At 68.6% G+C, this 20,142-nt stretch carries 15 protein-coding genes and 2 tRNA genes; 10 read left to right on the top strand and 7 right to left on the bottom strand.

Features of this window, described 5'->3' with window-relative positions:
* Positions 1-257 precede the first annotated feature (257 nt).
* The 4 genes from ASC87_RS01405 to ASC87_RS01390 all read left to right on the top strand — a co-directional run bounded on the left by ASC87_RS01405 (position 258) and on the right by ASC87_RS01390 (position 7,062).
* Positions 258-3,530 carry a hypothetical protein gene (locus tag ASC87_RS01405; RefSeq protein WP_056655422.1) on the top strand — a complete coding sequence of 1,091 codons (3,273 nt, stop codon included), beginning with the start codon at positions 258-260 and terminating at the stop codon, positions 3,528-3,530.
* A gap of 84 nt (positions 3,531-3,614) precedes the next feature.
* Entirely contained in the window at positions 3,615-4,874 is a 1,260-nt protein-coding gene (locus ASC87_RS01400) for a PHB depolymerase family esterase (RefSeq protein WP_056655418.1), read from the top strand.
* An 87-nt stretch (positions 4,875-4,961) separates the two neighbouring features.
* Positions 4,962-5,909: a CysB family HTH-type transcriptional regulator gene (locus tag ASC87_RS01395; RefSeq protein ID WP_056655416.1), complete on the top strand. Its 948-nt coding sequence runs from the start codon at positions 4,962-4,964 to the stop codon at positions 5,907-5,909.
* Between the two features lie 4 nt (positions 5,910-5,913).
* Positions 5,914-7,062 carry a pyridoxal phosphate-dependent aminotransferase gene (locus ASC87_RS01390; RefSeq protein WP_056655413.1) on the top strand — a complete coding sequence of 383 codons (1,149 nt, stop codon included), beginning with the start codon at positions 5,914-5,916 and terminating at the stop codon, positions 7,060-7,062.
* Positions 7,063-7,068: 6 nt separating this feature from the next.
* Here the strand turns inward: ASC87_RS01390 and ASC87_RS01385 are convergent, their stop codons facing one another.
* Positions 7,069-9,006: a FimV family protein gene (locus ASC87_RS01385; RefSeq protein WP_056655410.1), complete on the bottom strand. Its 1,938-nt coding sequence runs from the start codon at positions 9,004-9,006 to the stop codon at positions 7,069-7,071.
* 134 nt (positions 9,007-9,140) lie between these two features.
* On the opposite strand from ASC87_RS01385, the gene ASC87_RS01380 reads away from it, so the two are divergent.
* The 3 genes from ASC87_RS01380 to ASC87_RS01370 are packed head-to-tail and all read left to right on the top strand — an operon-like array spanning position 9,141 to position 11,728.
* Positions 9,141-9,920, top strand: a complete 780-nt coding sequence (locus tag ASC87_RS01380) for an oxepin-CoA hydrolase, alternative type (protein ID WP_056655408.1) — start codon at positions 9,141-9,143, stop codon at positions 9,918-9,920.
* Between the two features lie 22 nt (positions 9,921-9,942).
* Positions 9,943-10,653: a Crp/Fnr family transcriptional regulator gene (locus ASC87_RS01375; RefSeq protein ID WP_056655405.1), complete on the top strand. Its 711-nt coding sequence runs from the start codon at positions 9,943-9,945 to the stop codon at positions 10,651-10,653.
* A gap of 16 nt (positions 10,654-10,669) precedes the next feature.
* Positions 10,670-11,728, top strand: a complete 1,059-nt coding sequence (locus ASC87_RS01370) for a phosphotransferase (protein WP_056655403.1) — start codon at positions 10,670-10,672, stop codon at positions 11,726-11,728.
* Between the two features lie 10 nt (positions 11,729-11,738).
* Here ASC87_RS01370 and ASC87_RS01365 read toward each other — a convergent pair whose 3' ends face one another.
* On the bottom strand, positions 11,739-12,488 hold the full coding sequence (locus tag ASC87_RS01365; protein WP_056655400.1) for a hypothetical protein: 750 nt from the start codon (positions 12,486-12,488) through the stop codon (positions 11,739-11,741).
* Positions 12,489-12,550: 62 nt separating this feature from the next.
* Between ASC87_RS01365 and ASC87_RS01360 the strand changes: the two genes are divergently transcribed.
* Entirely contained in the window at positions 12,551-13,249 is a 699-nt protein-coding gene (locus ASC87_RS01360) for a glutathione S-transferase family protein (RefSeq protein WP_056655396.1), read from the top strand.
* 13 nt (positions 13,250-13,262) lie between these two features.
* Here the strand turns inward: ASC87_RS01360 and ASC87_RS01355 are convergent, their stop codons facing one another.
* From ASC87_RS01355 to hrpA, 5 genes are all read right to left on the bottom strand, one after another.
* Positions 13,263-13,469 carry a hypothetical protein gene (locus tag ASC87_RS01355; RefSeq protein WP_157603777.1) on the bottom strand — a complete coding sequence of 69 codons (207 nt, stop codon included), beginning with the start codon at positions 13,467-13,469 and terminating at the stop codon, positions 13,263-13,265.
* A 309-nt stretch (positions 13,470-13,778) separates the two neighbouring features.
* Positions 13,779-13,852, bottom strand: a tRNA-Arg gene (locus tag ASC87_RS01345).
* Between the two features lie 82 nt (positions 13,853-13,934).
* A tRNA-Pro gene (locus ASC87_RS01340) sits at positions 13,935-14,011 on the bottom strand.
* Positions 14,012-14,024: 13 nt separating this feature from the next.
* Complete coding sequence (locus ASC87_RS01335; RefSeq protein WP_056655388.1) at positions 14,025-14,516, bottom strand: hypothetical protein; 492 nt, start codon at positions 14,514-14,516, stop codon at positions 14,025-14,027.
* 36 nt (positions 14,517-14,552) lie between these two features.
* A complete protein-coding gene (gene hrpA, locus ASC87_RS01330; protein ID WP_056655384.1) occupies positions 14,553-18,413 on the bottom strand; it encodes an ATP-dependent RNA helicase HrpA in 3,861 nt (1,286 codons plus the stop codon).
* Between the two features lie 50 nt (positions 18,414-18,463).
* On the opposite strand from hrpA, the gene argA reads away from it, so the two are divergent.
* Positions 18,464-19,804 carry an amino-acid N-acetyltransferase gene (gene argA, locus ASC87_RS01325; protein WP_056655381.1) on the top strand — a complete coding sequence of 447 codons (1,341 nt, stop codon included), beginning with the start codon at positions 18,464-18,466 and terminating at the stop codon, positions 19,802-19,804.
* Positions 19,805-19,854: 50 nt separating this feature from the next.
* A complete protein-coding gene (locus ASC87_RS01320; protein WP_056655378.1) occupies positions 19,855-20,127 on the top strand; it encodes an oxidative damage protection protein in 273 nt (90 codons plus the stop codon).
* Positions 20,128-20,142 lie beyond the last annotated feature (15 nt).

Here is a 20,142-nt window from a genome sequence, read left to right as displayed (position 1 = left end):
AGCATCCATCGCGCCCCGTCCCCTCGCCGTCGACGGGTGCAGATACGCCACTGCGCTCGCGCCGCCAGAGCGAGGCTGACCCAGCGCAAGTGCTGAAAGTGTCAGGCCGGGCAACGGCCGATTCGCCGTCGAACATGGAGCGTCCGGGCACCTCCCAGCTGCGGCGCCGCGTCGCTGCCCTGTCGCCTGCCGGCTTGGTCCCCTCTGCGTTCCACGCACCGATGTCCAGCTTCCTTACCGGCGAGAGGAACGGAGCGGTGGTCCCCCTGGGCGCCGGGCAACCGCGCGGCGGCCGGCCCCCGATCAACCCCGACCGCGCAGCCGAGGTGCTGCAGGAGTCGGTGGACCTGGACTTCACCCTCCGGATGGATGCCGCCGAGAACGCCCTCCGCGACGCCACCCGCCGGCACGACACCGAGCCCGGCGAACAGACGCATGCCGCCCTGCGGGCCGCTGCCGCCGACCTCGACGCGGCCCTGTCGACGTCGCAGCTGCGCAACCTGGCAGCGTCGGCCCGCATGCACACCGCCACGCGTGTGCGCCAGGACTTCTCCATCGGCGAACTCGACCGGCTCGCCCCCACCGGCGAGCCGGAGGATGCCGACGTGTCTGTGTCGCAGCAGCGCCAGGCCACGCTGGATGAAGTGGCCCGCCAGAGACCCGTGGTCCAGGCCTCAGCCGAGGGCGCACGGCAGATCCAGGCGCAGCACGATGCCGCGCTGGACGCAGCCGAGCAGCGCCTGCTGGACCTGATGGTCCTGCACCCACCGGGCTTCGCCCTGATCGAGCCCATGCCGGATCTCGGCGACCGGCTCCAGGCGCTGGTCGACCGGCTGCCCGAGCAATCGCTGAAGGAGGCGATGCCGCGCTCGGCGATGGTGGAGGCGATCTCGCGCTCGCTGGCGCATCTCACCGGAGGGGATCCCGCGCGCGCGGCCAACACGCTGCAGGCACTGATGGACTCGCCCACCTCGCGCTGGATGTCGTCCGTGGAGCCCGCGGCGGACATCGCGTCCGACGCCGCCGAGCACGTGAAAGACGACGTGCAGGCGCTGTTCCGCCTGATGAGCGGCGTGCATCGCGGCACGGAGGTGCTGATGCTCGCCTCGCGCGACAAGGCAACGATCGCGCAGGTAACCGCCGATTCACTCGACGTTCGCGCCTATTGGCGTGCCGACGAGGCACAGCGTCATGAATCGCCTGCCGTCCGAGAATGGCTAGAAGGCGCGAAGCGGGTGGCCGTCACCGCCATTGACAAGAACCCCGACGCCGCCCCACCCACCCACCGCGATCTGGCAGCGCAGCGCGCCGTGCGCATGGGCTTCCTGTCCAACGAACCGGATTCGCACTTCGGGCGCATCAACAAGCGCGTGACCAAGATGATCACGCAGTGGGTCGACCGCGCCATGGCAGCAGAGGTCGGCATCGCGGACCGCCTTTGGCAGATGGTGAGTCCCGGCGAAACGCAGGACACGGACATCGAGCAAGGCGACTCGCCGGCAGCCCAGGCGAGCCGGCGGCAGCAACTCGATCCGCCCTCGCGCAACCCCCTGGGCAAGAAAACGCCCCTTCGCTCCGGCATCCTGCAAACGCTGGACACCGTGGGCGCGTCCGTGGGCCTGCGCACGCCCTCGGTACAAGCGCGAGAAGCCACGCACGCCGCCTCGCGGGCGCTGGAGGAGGCGGCGGACCTGCACTTCGCCCATGCGCTCGCGGAGGAGCCGGCACCGACGGTCGCCATCGCGAAGGCGCTAGGGGTGTTCATGCGCGAACACCCCGACCTCGGGCCGGAGCACACGCCCTCCGACGAAGAGATGTCGACCCTTCAAGCGCATGTTCGCGAGGCACTGACCGGCCACGACGTGCGGATGCCGCCCGCCGAGACACTGCTGTCGATGGTCCGGCAAGCCGGCGAGGCACTGCAGGCGCTGCCGGGCGGCGCGGAAGCAGACGTGGCCGCGGCGCTTGAATCGTCCCTCGCGCAGGCGGAGGCCGCGGAGAAGTTGCTGTCGCCATCCTCGGACGGCAGGCAGCGATTCGTCGACGACATCTGCGCCAAGCTCGATGCCTGGGACCTGCGCACCCGGATGCGCGCCTCCGACGGTGCCGTCGCCGGGCTGGGGCTGCCGCCGATGTCGATCTTGCCGGCGGCAGCAGGCACGCCGCTTGTCACGCCGGTGCTCAGCGGGCAGGTGCGGCGCGAGGCGTTCATCGACATCTTCCACCCGATGCAGGGCCTGCAGATCACCGCCGGCTCGATCCGCCAGGTCGGGGGCGAACTCGGGCTGAGCGCGGGGCCGAGCTTCAAGCTCGCCGAGGACGTGCTCGGACTGCGCCTGTCCGGGGGCATCAAAGGCTCGCTCAGCAGCACCCATGCGGAAGGCGCCATCCTGCGCATCCGCCGCGAGCCGGGCCGGCTGCCCGAGATGATCGAGAACCTGAAGAACGTGGTGCGCGACCTCGCCCGGTGGGAAACGTTGCTCGACGACCGCGGCGAACACTACAGCGATGCACTGACGGCCCTGCTGGCGCGCCATGACAAGCTGATCGTGTCCGACATGGCGCAGGACGTTGCCAGCAGCACGCTCGAGATGTCGGCCTCGGCCGGCCTGAGCGTGGGCGACCCGCGCAAGGGCCAGCGCAACACCACGTTCGGTCCCAACGCGTCGATGATGCTGTCGACCGAGCGGCAGCAGCAGTCGTACGCCGACAACTCGGGCCATGTGAGGGTGCTGAACGAGCAGGGCTCGGTCGCCCAGCACAAGTTCCGAGCCTCCGCCAGCCTCACGGCCAACATCGGCGACCCCAACAACTACCCGCGCGCGCCGCACAGCGCCTCTGCACCGGCCCCGCACAGCGCCCCTGCGCCAGCGCCGTCCGCGGGTGTTCCGGCAAAGCAGTCCACCGAGGTCACCGGCCTGAGAGGGCCGCTGATCGCATCGGGCACCCGGGAGTTCGGCCAGAGCTACGAGAAGGCCTCGGTCACGCTGCTGGACTTCGCCGGCACGATCGACGCGGACCACGACCGCTACTACAACACGCCCGAGCCGCTGCTGGCCGAGGTGGAGCTCAATCGCGAGCAGTGGGTACAACGCTATCTCGAAACGCTGGCCGACTGGAGCGAGCAGCAAAAGCAGACGCAGGGCCGCGAACTCGCGCACCAGCACCTGGATCGGTTCCTCGAGGACGCGCAGGCGCTGGCACCGAGCAACTTCGCGAACTTCAACATCCACGACACGATGATGCCGCAGGCCGCGGGTCACTTCGAGACGCTGCAAATGCTCACCGACGTGGCCCAGGCCACCGACAACGAAGCGGTGGTCCTGGCACGAAAGGCTGATCGCGACCAACTCCTGAACGAGCCTTCCACGTGGCGCCGCTCCACGATGAACCTCTTCGAACGCGGCAAGGCATCCTCCACCACGGGCGTCAACGTCGTGCTGCGGGCCGGTCGCACACAAGGCGCGGACGCCCAGATCCAGCTCACCGAGTATCCGCCTCGCAATCCGGCACCGCCGCCGCAAGCTTGAGCGCGATGGCGCAGGCCGCTGCGACTGCCTTCGGAACCTGATCGCGCCGACAGCACCGACAAGTGCATCTCCACCAACATGGGGATGGACTTCGAGACGCCCCCCGGCAAGATCGCGGTGAGCGGCTGCGCGGCACCGCGCCTGCAACTCCGGGAGATTCTCATGTCGATCGAACCGAACCGGCGCTCCGCGGCCTTGGCGCTGATCGCTTTCATGTCCATCTCCGCCACGGCCGCGGCCGCGGCCGAGCCATTGCCGCACAACATCGTGGACCGCACCCAGGTGTCGGTGTCAGGCCTGTCATCCGGCGGCTTCATGGCGGTGCAGATGCACGTGGCGTACTCGGCCACCTTTGCCAAGGGTGCGGGCGTGGTGGCCGGCGGCCCCTACGACTGTGCCGAAGGCGCGCTCTCCAACGCGCTAGGGCGCTGCATGACCAGCAGCGGCAGCATCCCGGTGGGCCACCTGACCGCCCTCACGCGAACCCGTGCGACAGGCGGCCAGATCGATGCGGTGTCCAACCTGGCCACGTCGAAGGCCTACCTGTTCGCCGGCACCGTCGACACAACGGTGAACCCGCGCGCAACGCACGAACTGATGACCTACTACGCCGAATTCATGCCGGCCACGAGCATCCTGCTGAAAACCGACATCGTGGCAGAACACGCGATGGTCACCGACGACTTCGGCAGCGCTTGCGCCGCCAAGGGCCCGCCCTTCATCAACGACTGCGACTTCGACCTCGCCGGGGGGCTGTTGGCCCATTTGCACGGGCCGCTCGCGCCGCGCAACAACGGCCCGCTCGGCGGGCGCTTCATCGAGTTCGAGCAGGGCCGCTATGGCAGTGGCCACGGCCTGGGCGCGAAGGGCTGGGCCTACGTGCCGGCGGCCTGCGATGGCAGCGCGCCCTGCGCGTTGCACGTGGCGTTGCACGGCTGCAGGCAGAACAACGGCGACATCGGCGATCAGTTCGTGCGCCGCACGGGCTACAACCGCTGGGCCGACAGCAACCGCATTGTGGTGCTCTACCCGCAGACCGGCCCCGGGGCCACCAACAGCTGCTGGGATTGGTGGGGCTATGACAGCGCCGACTACGCGCTCAAGGCCGGCCCGCAGATGAAGGCCATCAAAGCCATGGTGGACGACCTGGCCGGCGTCGGTTCGCCTGAGGCCGAACCCTGCATCACCGCGACCAACTCCGACCATTACACCGCCGACCGCGCCACGATGTTCTTCGGCGCCACCTACGCCAAGGGCTCAGGCGAGTCGATGGGCTGGTGGTTCCAGACCAGCAGCCTGCAACAGACCGCACCCGGCCAGTACCGCGTTGGGGGCTGCAGCTAGGCGCCGCTGAAGATCGACATGATTTACGGACGAACTCTTAGACGCAAAGTGGAATAATCAGGGCATCGCCGCACCTCGCCCTGGAATATGAACCTGCACCAGTTCCGGTTTGTCCAAGAAGCCGTCCGGCGCAACCTGAACCTGACCGAAACCGCCCGCGCGCTGTTCACCTCGCAGCCGGGGGTGTCCAAGGCCATCCTCGAGCTGGAGGGTGAGCTCGGCGTGGACATCTTCGCGCGGCACGGCAAGCGCCTGCGGCGCATCACCGAGCCAGGCGCCGAGGTGCTCAAGTCCATCGAGATCATCATGCGCGAGGTGGGCAACCTCAAGCGCATCGGCGAGGAATTCTCGAAGCAGGACGCCGGCACGCTGTCCATCGCCACCACCCACAGCCAGGCCCGCTATTTCCTGCCCGGCCCCGTGGCCCAGTTGCGCCGCAAGTTCCCGAAGGTCAACATCAGCCTGCACCAGGGGTCGCCCGCGCAGGTGGCCCAGATGGTGATCGACGAGGTGGCCGACATCGGCATCGCCACCGAGGCCATCAACGACTTCGACGGCCTGGTCACGCTGCCCTGCTACGAATGGCAGCACGCGATCGTGATGCCGGCCGGCCACCCGCTGTCGCAGGCCGAGACCCTGACCCTCGAAGACCTGGCCCTGCAGCCCCTCGTGTCGTACCACCCGTCGTTCAGCGGGCGCACGCGGGTGGACCAGGCGTTTGCCGCCGGCAACCTCAAGCCCACCATCGTGCTGGAAGCCATCGACGCCGACGTCATCAAGACCTACGTGCGGCTCGGCCTCGGCATCGGCATCCTGGCCGAGACCGCCGTAAGGGACGACCCGCCTGGCGGCGACCTGGTCTGGCGGCCAGTGGGCCACCTGTTCGGCCAGAACGTCACGCGCGTGGCCTTCAAGCGCGGCGCCTACCTGCGAAACTTCGTGTTCGCCTTTGCCGAAATGCTGGCCGACCGCCTCACCCGCACCACCATCCTCCAAGCCATGGGCGGTGAACCGCCCGCGAGCGCCCCCGCCTGACACCATGACACCCTCGATCGACAGCCGCCTGCCGCAGGTGGGCACCACCATCTTCACCGTGATGTCGGCGCTGGCCGCCCAGCATGGCGCAGTCAACCTCGGCCAGGGCTTCCCCGACTTCGACTGCGACCCCGCGCTGGTGGACGCCGTGACGGCCGCGATGCGTGCCGGCCACAACCAGTACCCGCCGATGGCGGGCGTGCCGGCGCTGCGCGAGGCGGTCGCGGCGAAGATCGAGCGCCTGTACGGGCACCGCTACGACCCCGGCACGGAGGTCACCATCACCGCCGGCGCCACCCAGGCCATCCTGACCACGATCCTCGCGCTGGTGCACCCCGGCGACGACGTGATCGTGCTCGACCCCTGCTACGACAGCTACGAGCCCAACATCGTGCTCGCCGGTGCGCGGGCCGTGCACGTGCCGCTCACCGCACGCACCTTCCGCCCCGACTTCGACGCGATCCGCCGCGCCATGACCCCGCGCACGCGCGCGATCCTCGTCAACACGCCGCACAACCCGAGCGCCAGCGTGTGGACGGCCGGCGACATGGCCGAACTCGCCGCCGTGGTGCGCAACACCGGCGTGCTGGTGATCGCCGACGAGGTGTACGAACACATGGTGTTCGATGGCCAGCAGCACGAGAGCGTCTCGCGCCATCCCGAACTGGCGGCCCGCAGCGTGGTGGTGTCGAGCTTTGGCAAGACCTTCCACGTGACCGGCTGGAAGGTGGGTTACGTGGCAGCACCCGCGGCGCTGTCGGCGGAATTCCGCAAGGTGCACCAGTTCAATGTGTTCACGGTGAACACCCCCATGCAGCACGCCTTGGCGCAGTACCTCGCCGACCCCGCCCCCTACCTGGGCCTCCCGGCCTTCTACCAGCGCAAGCGCGACCTGTTCCGCGCCGGGCTGGCGCGCACGCGGCTCACGCTGCTGCCCAGCCAGGGCAGCTATTTCCAATGTGTCGACTATTCGGCCGCGAGCGACCTGCCGGAAGAGGCCTTCTGCCGCTGGCTCACCACCGAGGTGGGGGTGGCCGCCATCCCGCTGGCCGCGTTCTACGCCGATGGCCGGGACCAGCGGCTCGCCCGCTTCTGCTTCGCCAAACGCGACGAGACGCTGCAGCTGGCCCTGGACCGCCTGGCCGCGCTCTGACCGGCCTCAGCGGCGCGGCGGGAGGTCGTTCTCGTCGATGTGGAAGTCGAGCACGCGGCCGTCGTCATCCGGGACCGGCGCGGGTTCGAGATCCGGTTCCGGCCGGATCTCGACGGTGAGGTTCGGGGGCTGGTCGGTGGACACGTCGAGGTCGAGCGTGATCCGGTCCACCTCGAGATCGTTCGCCTCGTCGTCTGCCAGACGGGACACCACCGCGCTGATGCTGGGCGACACCTCGTCGTCGCCGAACGGCAGCAGCAGGTCCACGCCGGCCGACGGCAGGTCGCGCTCAGCCAGGTCGCGGGCGATGCCGTAGAGGAACAGCAGTTCGCGGTAGGCCGGCACGTCGAACGTGGGGCCGGCGTCACGGCGGAACAGCTGCGTGTCGAGCAACTCCATCGCCATGGACGGCATCTCCCAGATGCCCTGTACGCGCTGCAGCACCTCGGGGTAGCCGGCCAGGTCAAGGCCCGTCTCGGGGTCCACACCCCATTCGGGCGCGTAGGCATTGAAGCGGCGGTTGAACCGCTCGCGGATGCGTTCGTAGGGTTCGCGTTCCTCGCGGCGCCGGTAGATCTCGAGGAGCTTCAGGTACGGCAGCGGGCTGACGCCGCTCGTGCTGCGCACATGCCCCATCAGCAGGTCGATGGCGGCGTCGTCCTGGCCGAGCACCACGAAAAACTCGACCTGCTGTTCGAGGTCGATCAGTTCCTCGGCCGACATGGGGCGGCGGGGTTCGTTGGCCACCACGTCCGTGCTGGCATCGTTGCGCGCCACGTGGGCCTCGACCGGTCGGGCCGGCGCACGCAACGGCGGAGGCGGCGCCGGAGGCAGGACCGCCGGGGGCATGGGGGCCGACACCTTGGCGGTGTCCGCCTCGGGTGCGGCGGGCACCACCGCCGGTTTCTCGGCACCGCTTTCGGCGGCGGCGGCCGCCGCCCACCATTCGGCCTGCTGGCGATCGCGGCGGCGCAGCCAGAGGACCGCCGCCAGGCCCAGCGCGAGCGCGGCGCACAGGCCGGCGAGCGTGTAGGTGACCGGGTTCGCATAACGCTCGCGTTCGGCCGCCTGCATCTGTGCCTGCATGGCGTTCAGGGCGCGCTCCTTCGCGAGCTCGTTGTCGCGCAACTGCTGCACCGAGGCCTCGAGCGACTTCAGCCGTGCCAGGCCGGACACCGGTTGACCCGCTTCGGGGTCCACGGGCGCGGTGCCCACACCGCTCGCCTCGCGGGGGACACTCAATTCGGAACTCATGCGCAGCGCTGGCTGGCTCAGTTCCTCGTCCTCGAGCGGATCGAGCTGCAGCACGGACCGCGGTGTGCGTGCCACCGGCGGGGGCGGCGGCGCTGCCCGGGCGCGGCGGGAGGCCGTGGGTGTCGCGGCGGCAGCCGGCGCGGCGGCTGCATCCCGGCGCTCGGCGGGCGCTGGCCGCCCCGGGCGTGAGGCGGCTCGGGCCGGCGCCTCGGGCACGGCCGAGGCCAGCGGCGAGGTGGCGCGCACGTCGACGTCGACGTCGACGTCGTCGGCGGCAGCGTCGGTTTCGGGGTCGCCAGCGCGGGCAAGCGTGTGGGGCGGGTCCGCAAAAACCACGAAGCTGCGGGTGATCTGCGCCGGGCAGCCGGCCCGGACAGTGACCGACAGGGTGGGCTCGTCGATGGCGACCGTGGTGGTGACCCGGATGCGGCGTTCGCCGCTCGACCCCACGCGGACCAACCGCGCTCGCACCTGGTCGCCATGCAACGGCCGGTCACCGACCATCACGTCGGCGGCCACGCAACCGGGTTCGAGGGCGTCCGCGGCGTCCAGTCGGAGGCTCACCGAGAAGCTGAGCGGATAGCCCAGCGCGGTGGTGCCGGAGACCTTGCCGAACCCCAGCGCCATCGCGTGGCCCGCATGAAGCGAGAGCGCGAGAACGAGGGGCGACAGGATCAGGGGTCTCTGCATTCGTGCGCGTGCTGGTAGGAAAATTGACTCTAGCACGAAGTGAACGGAACAATGCCCTTCGCCGGTATGCCTGCATGCCCCTGCATGCCGCGTGACACAATCCGCACACCCCATTCCCTGCTGTCCGAGCGCCCATGTCCTCTGAACTGCACACCGAACGCCGCGGCAGCACGCTGGTCCTCACCATCAGCGACCCGGCCTCGCGCAACAGCCTGTCGGATCAGGTCTACGCGGCGGGCATCGAGGCGCTCGGGGTCGCCGAATCCGACCCCGGCGTGCGGGCCATCGTGCTTCGAGGTGACGGCGGCCACTTCAGCGCTGGCGGCAACGTCTCGCGCCTCAGGCACAACCGCGACGCGGCTCCCGACGCCCAAGGCCAGACACTGCAGGCCTTCCACGACTTCGTGGAGGCACTGCGTGTGTGCCCGAAGCCGGTCATCGCCGCCGTCGAGGGAGCCGCAGCCGGGGGCGGGTTCTCGCTGGCGCTCGCGTGCGACCTGGTGGTGGCGGCCGCCGACGCCCGCCTGGTGTTGTCTTACGGCCGCATCGGGCTGTCCCCCGACGGCGGGATCACCTGGCAGCTGATGCAGCGCCTGCCACGCGGCCGGGTGCTGCAGTGGATCTGGCTCGGTGAACCGGTGCCCGTCGCCGAGCTGCAGGCCCTGGGCCTCGTCAACTGGGTCACCGACAGCGGCCAGGCATTCGCGAAGGCCCTCGAGGTGGCGGACCGCCTGGCGGCCTGCGCCCCCAATGCCATCGCCAGTGCGAAGGACCTCGTCAACCAGTGGCCGCAGCGCACGCTCGCCCAACAGGCCGCGCTCGAGCGCACCCAGTTCCTGGAGAACCTCGCCCACCCCAACACCGCCGAAGGGCTGGCGGCCTTCGCGGCCAAGCGCCCGCCCGCGTTCGAGTAACCCTGCGCCAGAGACCCGTCCCATGCACACCCCCGTTCTCACACCCGACGAGCGACACAACATCGACTCGGGCGGCTGGTTCTCCAGGTTGTCGCAACCCCTGCGCGATGCCATCCTGTCGCGCTCGATCGTCCGCCGGCTGGCCGACGGCGCCCTGCTCTCCACGCGCGGTGAATCCGCCGACTGGTGGTGCGGTGTCGCCAAGGGCGCGGTGCGGGTCAGTTCGGTGTCCCTGTCGGGCAAGCAGATCACGCTGACCTACGTGGAACCGGGGGTCTGGTTCGGCGACATGGCCCTGTTCGACGGCCTGCCCCGAACGCACGATTCCAACGCCCATGGCGAGACCACGCTGCTCGTGGTGCGCAAGGCCGATTTCAAGGACCTGCTGTCGCAACACGTGGAGCTGTACGACGCCCTGTTGCACCTCAACTGCCGCCGGCTGCGCCTGATGTACGACCTCGTCCAGGACCTCAACACCATGCCGCTCGCCGCGCGCCTGGCCAAGCAGCTGCTGATCCTCGCGCGCAGCTATGGCATCAACGAGGGCGAGGAGATCCGCATCGGCCTGCAACTCGCCCAGGAAGACCTCGCGCAACTGCTGGGCGCGTCGCGCCAGCGCGTGAACCAGGAACTCAAGAACTTCGAGCGGGAAGGCGCCCTGCGCATCGAACCCACCCGCCTCGTCGTGCTGTCAAAGGAAAAGCTGCTCGCGTTTTCCGAACCCCACCTCTGAAAAACCGGGGCCCGCCATGCACACCTTGTCGGCCGAACACGTGGCCGCCCTCGCGGCCTACCTGGCGCCCCGCCTGCCCGGCCTCGAAGGCCCGCTCACGGTCGAGGGGTTCAAGGGCGGCCAATCGAATCCCACCTACCGCCTGCGCACGCCCACCGGGTCGTGGGTGATGCGCAGCAAGCCGGGTCCGGTGGCGCGCCTGCTGCCGTCGGCCCATGCCATCGAGCGGGAGTTCCGAGTGATGTCCGCGCTGTCAGGCAGCGCAGTGCCCGTGCCGCGGATGCACCTGCTGTGCGACGACGAGTCGGTCATCGGCCGTGCGTTCTACGTGATGGAGTTCCTCGACGGCCGCGTGCTGTGGGACCCCGCCCTGCCCGGCTTCGAGCCGGCCGGCCGCGCCAGCCTCTATGACGACATGAACCGCGTGATCGCGGCGTTGCATGCGGTGGACGTGCAGGCCGTGGGCCTGGCCGACTACGGGCGCCCCGGCAACTACTTCGAGCGGCAGATCGCCCGCTGGCACAAGCAGTACCTGGCCTCGATCACGACACCCATCCCGGCGATGGACCACCTGGCGGCCTGGTTGCCAGGCCACCTGCCGGCGAGCGCACGCGACGACGGCCAGGTGGCCATCGTCCATGGCGACTACCGCCTCGACAACCTGATGTTCCACCCCACCGAACCGCGCGCCATCGCCCTGCTCGACTGGGAGCTGTCCACGCTCGGGCACCCGCTGGCCGACTTCAGCTACCACTGCATGGCCTGGCGCATCGAACCGGCGCTCTTTCGCGGCCTCGGTGGCGTGGACCTGGAAGGCCTGGGCATCCCGCCGGAAGAAGCCTACCTGCGCCAATACTGCGCCCGCAGCGGCCGTGCCGACGTGGACGGCCTGCTCGCTGAGTGGAACTTCTACCTCGCCTACAACCTGTTCCGCATGGCCGGCATCCTGCAGGGCATCGCGAAACGGGTCGAGGATGGCACGGCGGCCCACCCGGAGGCGCGCCACGCGGCGGCGGCGGCGCGGCCGCTGGCCGAGATGGGCTGGCACATCGCGCAAAGTGCGCAAGGCGCCTGAGCGACTGACGTCAGGGCTGCTTGGGCTCGTCGGGCCCGAGCGTCTGCCACGCGGTGGACCCGCTGTTGCTCCAGTCGGGCGCCGCCGGCTCGTCTTCCGTCACCGTGGCCGCCACGCGCACCGCCTGCGTCACGGCACACCGGAACAGTGCCACGACGCCCGCGAGGGCCTGGGGATCGGGGTCGGCCAGCTGCATGCGCAGGTACACCCGACCGCGCAGGGTCATCAGCACGAACGGCGGTTGTGAGGCGAGGAAGCCGAGGTCGGCCTTTTCGAGCTGTTCGGCAAGCGGCCCTTCCACCCAGCGTTCGGCATCGGCGGCCGTGCCACCCGTGAAATGAAAGCGTGAGCGCACCGTCTTGCATGCCTTCACGGAGGCCTTCGGGAACATCACGAGCCAGCGCATTTCCTCGGGCGTATTGCCGTCGATCACGGTCTGCGTGCTTTCGGTGAAGCTCTCGAACGCGCTGCGCTCGAGGGCCTCGAAGAGCGACTGGGTCAGCACCAGCATCTGCAGGTTGGGCGACAGGCCCAGTTCCATGCGGACGCGAAGTTCGTGGCCTTCGATGTACTGGCGCTGCGGGGGGCCCCATTCGAGGCGCCACGGCTTGCCGTCGGTGGTGCCGTCGAGCACGAAACCGCCACCTTCGTCGCGCACACGCTTGAATCCGAGCTGCTGACGTTGGGCCCAAGCCGCCACCTCGGGCCACTCGGGCTCGGCAGGCTTGCGGGTGATCAGACGTTTGAATGCGTCAAGCATGAAATGTCGGCTTCATCTAGAGTGGTGCAGGTGGCACACGGCGTGTCCGAGGAGACCCAAGAATGATCGAAGTGTATTCGTGGCCCACCCCCAACGGGCACAAGGTTCACATCATGCTGGAGGAGTGTGGGCTGCCCTATCGGGCCCACCCGGTCAACATCGGCACCGGCGATCAGTTCAAACCTGAATTCCTCTCCATCAGCCCCAACAACAAGATACCTGCCATCGTAGACCCCGAGGGACCGGAAGGCGAGCCCATTTCGCTGTTCGAATCCGGCGCCATCCTCCTGTACCTGTCGGGCAAGACGGGCAAGCTCCTCCCTGACGGCGTGACCGCCCGGTACGAGGTGCTGCAGTGGCTGATGTTCCAGATGGGCGGCGTGGGCCCCATGCTCGGCCAGGCCCATCATTTCCGCATCTATGCCCCCGAGAAGATCGGGTACGCGATCGACCGCTACACGAACGAAGCCAAGCGCCTGTACGGCGTGATGGACAAGCGCCTGTCGAAGTCGAAGTACATCGGCGGCGGCGCATTTTCCATCGCCGACATCGCCGTCTTCCCGTGGCTGCGTTCGTGGAAGAACCAGGGCATCGACTGGTCCGACTTCCCGCACCTCAAGGGCTGGTTCGACGAGATCGCCGCCCGCCCCGCCGTGAAGCGTGCGGTGGAAGTGCTGTCCACCCAGTCGAACGCCCGCCCGCTGACAGACGATCGCGCCCGCGAGGCGTTGTTCGGCAGCCAGCAATACGCCCGCCGCTGACTGCCGCTGGCCCTCACGGCCGGTGCCGCACGAGGGCAAGCCCGCGCGCCGTCAGCGCTGGCGCGCCACTGGCCGTGCACGTGACGAACCCCAGGGCCACCAGCCGGTGGGACGGTTCGGCCTGCAAGCCGGTGTCGATCTGCGCCACGTCCTGCTCGAGGCGCTTCAGTGCTTCGAGCTCGTCCGAGGTGAGGTCGAAGGTGTCGTGATCATTGGACATGATGGACTCCAGCAAGCGACTGACTGACTTGCCGAAGATCCTGAACGGACCGCCCCGCAAGCGCCATCGGCAGACATGCATAGCCGATGTCAGCCAACACCGACAACGACAACGACAACGACAACGACAAGAAGGATGGAGGGGGGCAAGCAAGCGAAGCGAGCAAAGCCCCGAAGCGCGAACGCCAGGCAGAAGGCGAGCGAAGCGAAGCCGCAGATCAAGCTACCGCCGAGCCCGGGTTCCCCGGGCGACCGCGGGCGCCCCCCTCGGGGGGGCAGGAGCGAAGCGACGTGGGGGGCAAGCACCATGCGCGGCGGACAGGAATCGAACCCGTAACCCCCAGCTTAGAAGGCTGGTGCTCTATCCGGTTGAGCTACCGCCGCATCGAAATCGGAGCGCACGCGGCGGCAGGGGCTGCGTCGCGCCAGCGGCGCGAGGCCACTCGACTGTCGAGGAGGGAGAAATTGGTCGGGGCGGTGGGATTCGAACTCACGACCACCTGGTCCCAAACCAGGTGCGCTACCAGGCTGCGCTACGCCCCGAAAAGCTGACATTCTAACCCGGGATTTCAGAGTTCACGCCACGAAGTTGTTCTGACACCGCAATGCACTGTCGAATGTGCTGCTCGCACACGTAGCGCAAGGCCGTGAACGTGAGCGCTGCCGACACCGCCTGCCCCGCGATGGGCACGAACTTGGCCACCTGCTGCGCGGTGAGCCGCACGCCCACGAGCCGCATCACATGCACCACGAGCGCACGTGTCACGATGCGCCCTACCAGCAGGCTCCCGCCCGCGGAGAGCGCCTTGTAGACCACCACCCGACGGTCGGGCGAAAGCCGCGCCACCTGGTCCGGCGACAAGCCGAAGGCGCGGTTGATCTCGGGGATCAGCTTCATCAGCACGCTGACGTCGGCCAGCCAGTCGAGGCCCGGCACAGGCACGATGGCCACGCCCGCCGCCAGCAGCGCGCGCTGGTTCACGCGCCGACGGCAGTCGCGCGCGATGTCATCGATGCGTCGCGGGCCCAGGTCGGTGAAGGCGTTCATGGCTCGATGCTAAATCCGACGCCATGACCCTGCCCGTCACGCGCTCAACTGGGCCCAGGTCTTCTCCAGGCGCTTCACGCTGACAGGCTGCGGCGTGCGCAGTTCCTGGGCGAAGAGGCTCACGCGCAGTTCCTCGAGCAGCCAGCGGAACTCGTCGAGCCGGGCGTCGTGCACCCCCTTGCGATCGGCCACGAGCCGCAGGTAGCGCTGCTCGAGGGGCCGCAGTTCCGCGAGGCGCGCCGTGTCGCGTGCAGGGTCGGCCCGCCACTTGTCGAGGCGCATCGTGATCCCCTTCAGGTACCGCGGCAGGTGCGCCAACTGCGCCCACGGCGTGGTGGTGACGAACCGCTTCGACACGAGCCGCCCCAACTGCGCCGTGACGTCGTCGTTCACCTCCTTCGGGGCACGCGCATCCTTGAGCTTGCGCGTGGCCGCGGCGTACTCGGCGAGCACCGTGCCCACGCTGCGCGCGATCTCGTTGGCGATCAGGGTGAGGCGCCCTCGCCCCTCGTCGATGCGTTTCCTGAAGGCGGCCGCGTCGGCGGGCAGCGGGTCGGCCAGGAACGCACGGTCGAGCGCGAGTTCGACGATCTGCTCGCGCAGTTCATCGACCGTGCCCACGTTCATGAACAGCGCCGCCATCTTCTGCAGGTCGGGGATGTTCTTTTCGAGGTACTTCAGCGCGTCGCGGATCTGCAGCGCCACCAGCCGGCGCAGGCCGGCACGGTGGCGCGTGGCCGCCACGTCGGGCTCGTCGAACACCTCCACCACCACGTGCGTGCCGCGGTCGATCAGCGCGGGGAACCCGACCAGCGTCTGGTTGCCGCGGCGCACCTCCATCAGCTCCGGCAGTTCGCCGAAGGTCCAGTCGGTGTGCTGCACCTCGGCCACGGGCGCGGCGGGTGCCGGGTCGGCCACCGGCGGCGCGGCCTTCGCGGGAACCCGGCTCGGGCCGGCCGTCACGGTCACCGTGGGGCCGGGCACCACGGCCGGACGCAGCGCTGCCAGCGCCTGGAACGCCGAACGCGCCTGCCCGCCCAGCTCGGCCTTCAGCGCGGCGACGTTGCGGCCCGTGCCCATCTGCCGGGCGTTGTCGTCGACCACGCGGAAGTTCATGAACAGGTGGGGCGGCAGCTGGTCGAGCTTGAAGTCGGCGCGTTTCACGTCGAGCTGGGTCTTGTCGCGCACCGCCTTGAGCAATGCATCGACCAGCGCGCCCTGCCCGTACGTGTTGGCCGCGTGCACCGCGGCCACGAACGATTCGGCGAACTCCGGCAACGGCACCAGCCGCGAGCGCGGGCGCTGGTGAAGGCTCTTGAGCAGGGCCAGCACCTTGTCCTTCAGCATGCCCGGCACAAGCCACTCGCAGCGTTCGTCGTTGACCTGGTTCAGCGCGTACAGCGGCACCGTGACGGTGACACCGTCCTTCGCGTCGCCGGGTTCGTGCAGGTAGGCCGCGGCGCAGTCCACCCCGCCCAGGCGCAACGACTTCGGAAACGCCGATGCCGTGACGCCAGCGGCCTCGTGGCGCATCAGTTCCTCGCGCGTGAGGTGCAGCGCCTTCGGATTGCGCCGGCTTTCCTCGCGGTACCAGCGTTCGAGCGTGGCGCCGCTGCACACGTCGGCGGGCAGGTGCTGGTCGTAGAACGCGAAGATCAGTTCGTCGTCCACCAGCACATCCTGGCGGCGCGACTTGTGTTCCAGCTCCTCCACCTGGGCGATCAGCTTGCGGTTGGCTGCGATGAACGGCAAGCGCGTCTCCCACTCGCCTTCCACCAGCGCCTCGCGGATGAAGATCTCGCGCGCGGCCGCGGGGTCCACGTTGCCGAAGTTCACGCGGCGGTTGGCGTAGATCACGATGCCGTACAACGTGGCCCGCTCCAGCGCGATCACCTCGGCCGCCTTTTTCTCCCAGTGCGGTTCGAGCAGCTGTGTCTTGATCAGGTGGCCTGCGATGCCCGGCAGCCACTGCGGCTCGATGCCGGCGACGCCCCGGCCGAAGAGCCGCGTGGTCTCGACGAGTTCGGCGGCCACGATCCAGCGTCCGGGCTTCTTGCTGAGGTTGGCGCCGGGGTGCTTGTAGAACTTGATGCCGCGCGCACCCAGGTACCAGTCGTCGTCATCGCTCTTGAGGCCGATGTTGCCCAGCAGGCCGGCGAGCATCGCCAGGTGCAGCTGTTCGTACGTGGCCGGCTGGGTGTTGAGCCGCCATTTGTGCTCGGCCACCACCGTGTGCAGCTGCGAGTGGATGTCGCGCCACTCGCGCACGCGCCGCGGCGAGATGAAACTCTCGCGCAACTGCTGCTCCTGCTTGCGGTGCGACAGCTTGTGCTCGCCCTGGCCACCGCGGGTGTCCTCGAGCCACTTCCACAGCTTGAGCGTGCCCACGAATTCGGACCGTTCGTCGTCGAACTTCTTGTGCGCCGTGTCGGCCGCCTGCTGGTGCTCGAGCGGGCGGTCACGCACGTCCTGCACGCTCAGCGCGGAGGCGATCACGAGCACCTCGGCCAACGCCTCGCGGTTGCGCGCCTCGAGGATCATGCGGCCCACGCGGGGGTCGAGCGGCAGCTTCGCCAACTCGCGGCCCACCGGCGTGAGTTCGTTCTGGTCGTCGACGGCGCCCAGTTCGTTCAGCAGCTGGTAGCCGTCGGCCACCGCACGCCGCGGCGGGGGCTCCAGGAACGGGAAGTCCTCGACGAGCCCGAGGCCCAGCGACTTCATGCGCAGGATCACGCCGGCCAGCGACGAGCGCAGGATCTCGGGGTCGGTGAACCGGGGGCGGCCGGTGTAGTCCTTTTCGTCGTACAGGCGGACGCAGATGCCGTTGCTGACGCGGCCGCAGCGGCCCGCGCGCTGGTTGGCCGCGGCCTGGCTCACGGGCTCGATCTGCAGCTGCTCGACCTTGTTGCGGTAGCTGTAGCGCTTGACCCGCGCGGTGCCCGCATCGATCACGTACTGGATGCCGGGCACCGTCAGCGAGGTCTCCGCCACGTTGGTGGCCAGCACGATGCGGCGGGCGCTGTGGGGCTCGAAGACGGCGTCCTGCTCCTCCTGGCTCAGCCGGGCAAAGAGCGGCACCACCTCCACGCCGGGCGGGTGGTGGCGGCGCAGGTGCTCGGCCGCCTCGCGAATCTCGCGTTCGCCGGGCAGGAACACCAGCACGTCACCGGCGCCCTCGCGCCAGAGTTCGGTCACCGCGTCGCCGATGGCGTCGTTCAAGCCGTACTCGCGGCTTTCCTCGAACGGGCGCCAGCGTTGCTCCACCGGGAACAGGCGCCCCGACACCTGGATCACCGGCGCCGGTCCGTGGCGCGACGCGAAATGCTGCGCGAAACGGTCGGCGTCGATGGTGGCCGACGTCACGATCACCTTCAGGTCGGGCCGGCGCGGCAGGACCTGCCGCAGGTACCCGAGCAGGAAGTCGATGTTGAGGCTGCGTTCGTGCGCCTCGTCGATGATCAGCGTGTCGTAAGCCCTGAGCAGCGGGTCGGTCTGGGTTTCCGCCAGCAGGATGCCGTCGGTCATCAGCTTCACGCTGGCGCCGGGCGACAGGCGGTCCTGGAACCGCACCTTGTAGCCCACGTGTTCGCCGAGCGGCGTGTTGAGTTCCTGCGCGATGCGCTTGGCCACGCTCGACGCGGCAATGCGCCGCGGCTGCGTGTGGCCGATCAGCCCGCGGCCGCCAGCCCCCCGCCCGCGCCCGAGGGCGAGCGCGATCTTGGGCAGCTGGGTGGTCTTGCCCGACCCGGTTTCACCGCAGACGATGACGACCTGGTGGGCCTCGATGGCCCGCGCGATTTCATCGCGCCGGCCGGAAACGGGCAACGCATCGGGGAAGGTGATCGGCGGGATCGGATTGGCTACAGGCGGGGCACCGCGGCGGGGAGAAACTGACATCGGCCCTTCGTGCAAAAATCGGTGATTATTTCAAAGCGTCTCGAGCGGCCATGAGTCTTGTCTTTCCCCATACCTTCGTTCCGTGGTTCCGTTCGGTCGCGCCGTACATCCACGCGCACCGGGGAAAGACCTTCGTGGTGGCCATCGCGGGCGAACTGGTGGCAGCCGGCAAGCTGCCCACGTTCGCACAAGACCTCGCCATTCTCCACGCGATGGGCATCAAGCTCGTGCTCGTGCACGGATTTCGCCCGCAGGTGGAAGAGCAGCTCGCGCTGAAGGGGCACACGTCCCGCTTCAGCCACGGCATGCGCATCACCGACCCGCTGGCGCTCGACTGTGCCCAGGAAGCGGCCGGCCAGATGCGCTACGAGATCGAGGCCGCATTCTCGCAGGGCCTGCCCAACACCCCGATGGCACACAGCCAGATCCGGGTGATCTCGGGCAACTTCATCACCGCGCGCCCGGTCGGCATACTCGACGGCGTGGATTTCCAGCACACCGGCCTCGTGCGGAAGATCGACGCCGCCGGCATTCGCCGCGCGGTCGACTTCGGCGCGCTCGTGATGGTGTCGCCATTCGGGTTCTCGCCCACCGGCGAGGCATTCAACCTCAGCATGGAAGACGTGGCCGCCAGCGCCGCCATTGCCCTGCAGGCCGACAAACTCATCTATGTGACCGAGGTCAAGGGCATTCCGCTGGACCCGTCCGACCCCGAAAGCGAAATCGACACCGAACTCGCGCTGGCCGACGCGCAGAAACTGCTGTCGAACCTCCCCAATCCCATTCAACCCACCGACACGGCGTTTTATTTGCAGCACGCCGTGAAGGCGAGCGTGGCCGGCGTGGAACGCGTGCACATCGTGCCGTATTCCGTGGATGGTTCGGTGCTGATCGAATCGTTTACCCACGATGGCGTGGGCACCATGATCGTCGACGAGAAACTCGAGAGCCTGCGCGAAGCCACCGCCGACGACATTGGCGGCGTGCTGCAACTGATCGAACCCTTCGAGCGCGACGGCACGCTCGTCAAACGCGACCGCACGGAAATCGAGCGCGACATCGGTCTCTATACCGTGATCGAACACGACGGCGTCATCTTCGGTTGTGCGGCGCTGTACCCATACCCCGAGGCCCGCACGGGCGAAATGTCGGCATTGACGGTATCTCCGGCCGTGCAGAGCCAGGGCGACGGCGAGCGCATCCTCAAACGCGTGGAGCAACGCGCGAAGATGGCCGGGTTGGAGAGCATATTCGTGCTCACCACCCAAACCATGCACTGGTTTCTCAAACGCGGCTTTGCCCAGGTGGACCCCAACTGGCTGCCGGACGCGCGCAAGCGCAAATACAACTGGGACCGCCGCTCGCAGGTGCTCGTCAAGAAATTGACCTGACCCGGCGGCATCCCCTCCCCATTCAACCCCACTTTTCGAGGAAGTTCACCATGGCCCGCACCGTTCAATGCGTCTACCTGAAGAAGGAGGCCGAAGGCCTCGATTTCTCCCCGTACCCCGGCGACCTGGGCAAGCGCATTTACAACGAAGTGAGCAAGGAAGCCTGGGCCGCCTGGATGAAGCACCAGACCATGCTCGTCAATGAAAACCGCTTGAACCTTGCCGACCAGCGCGCGCGACAGTACCTCGCGCGCCAGATGGAACGCTTTTTCTTCGGCGAAGGTGTTGAACAGCCGGCCGGGTATGTCCCGCCGTCGGCCTGAACGAACCCCCGGCCT

The sequence above is a fragment of the Rhizobacter sp. Root1221 genome (assembly GCF_001425785.1).
Lineage (GTDB): Bacteria > Pseudomonadota > Gammaproteobacteria > Burkholderiales > Burkholderiaceae_C > Rhizobacter.
Note: the sequence above shows the minus strand (reverse complement) of the source record. Positions and strands in the feature narration are given on the sequence as shown.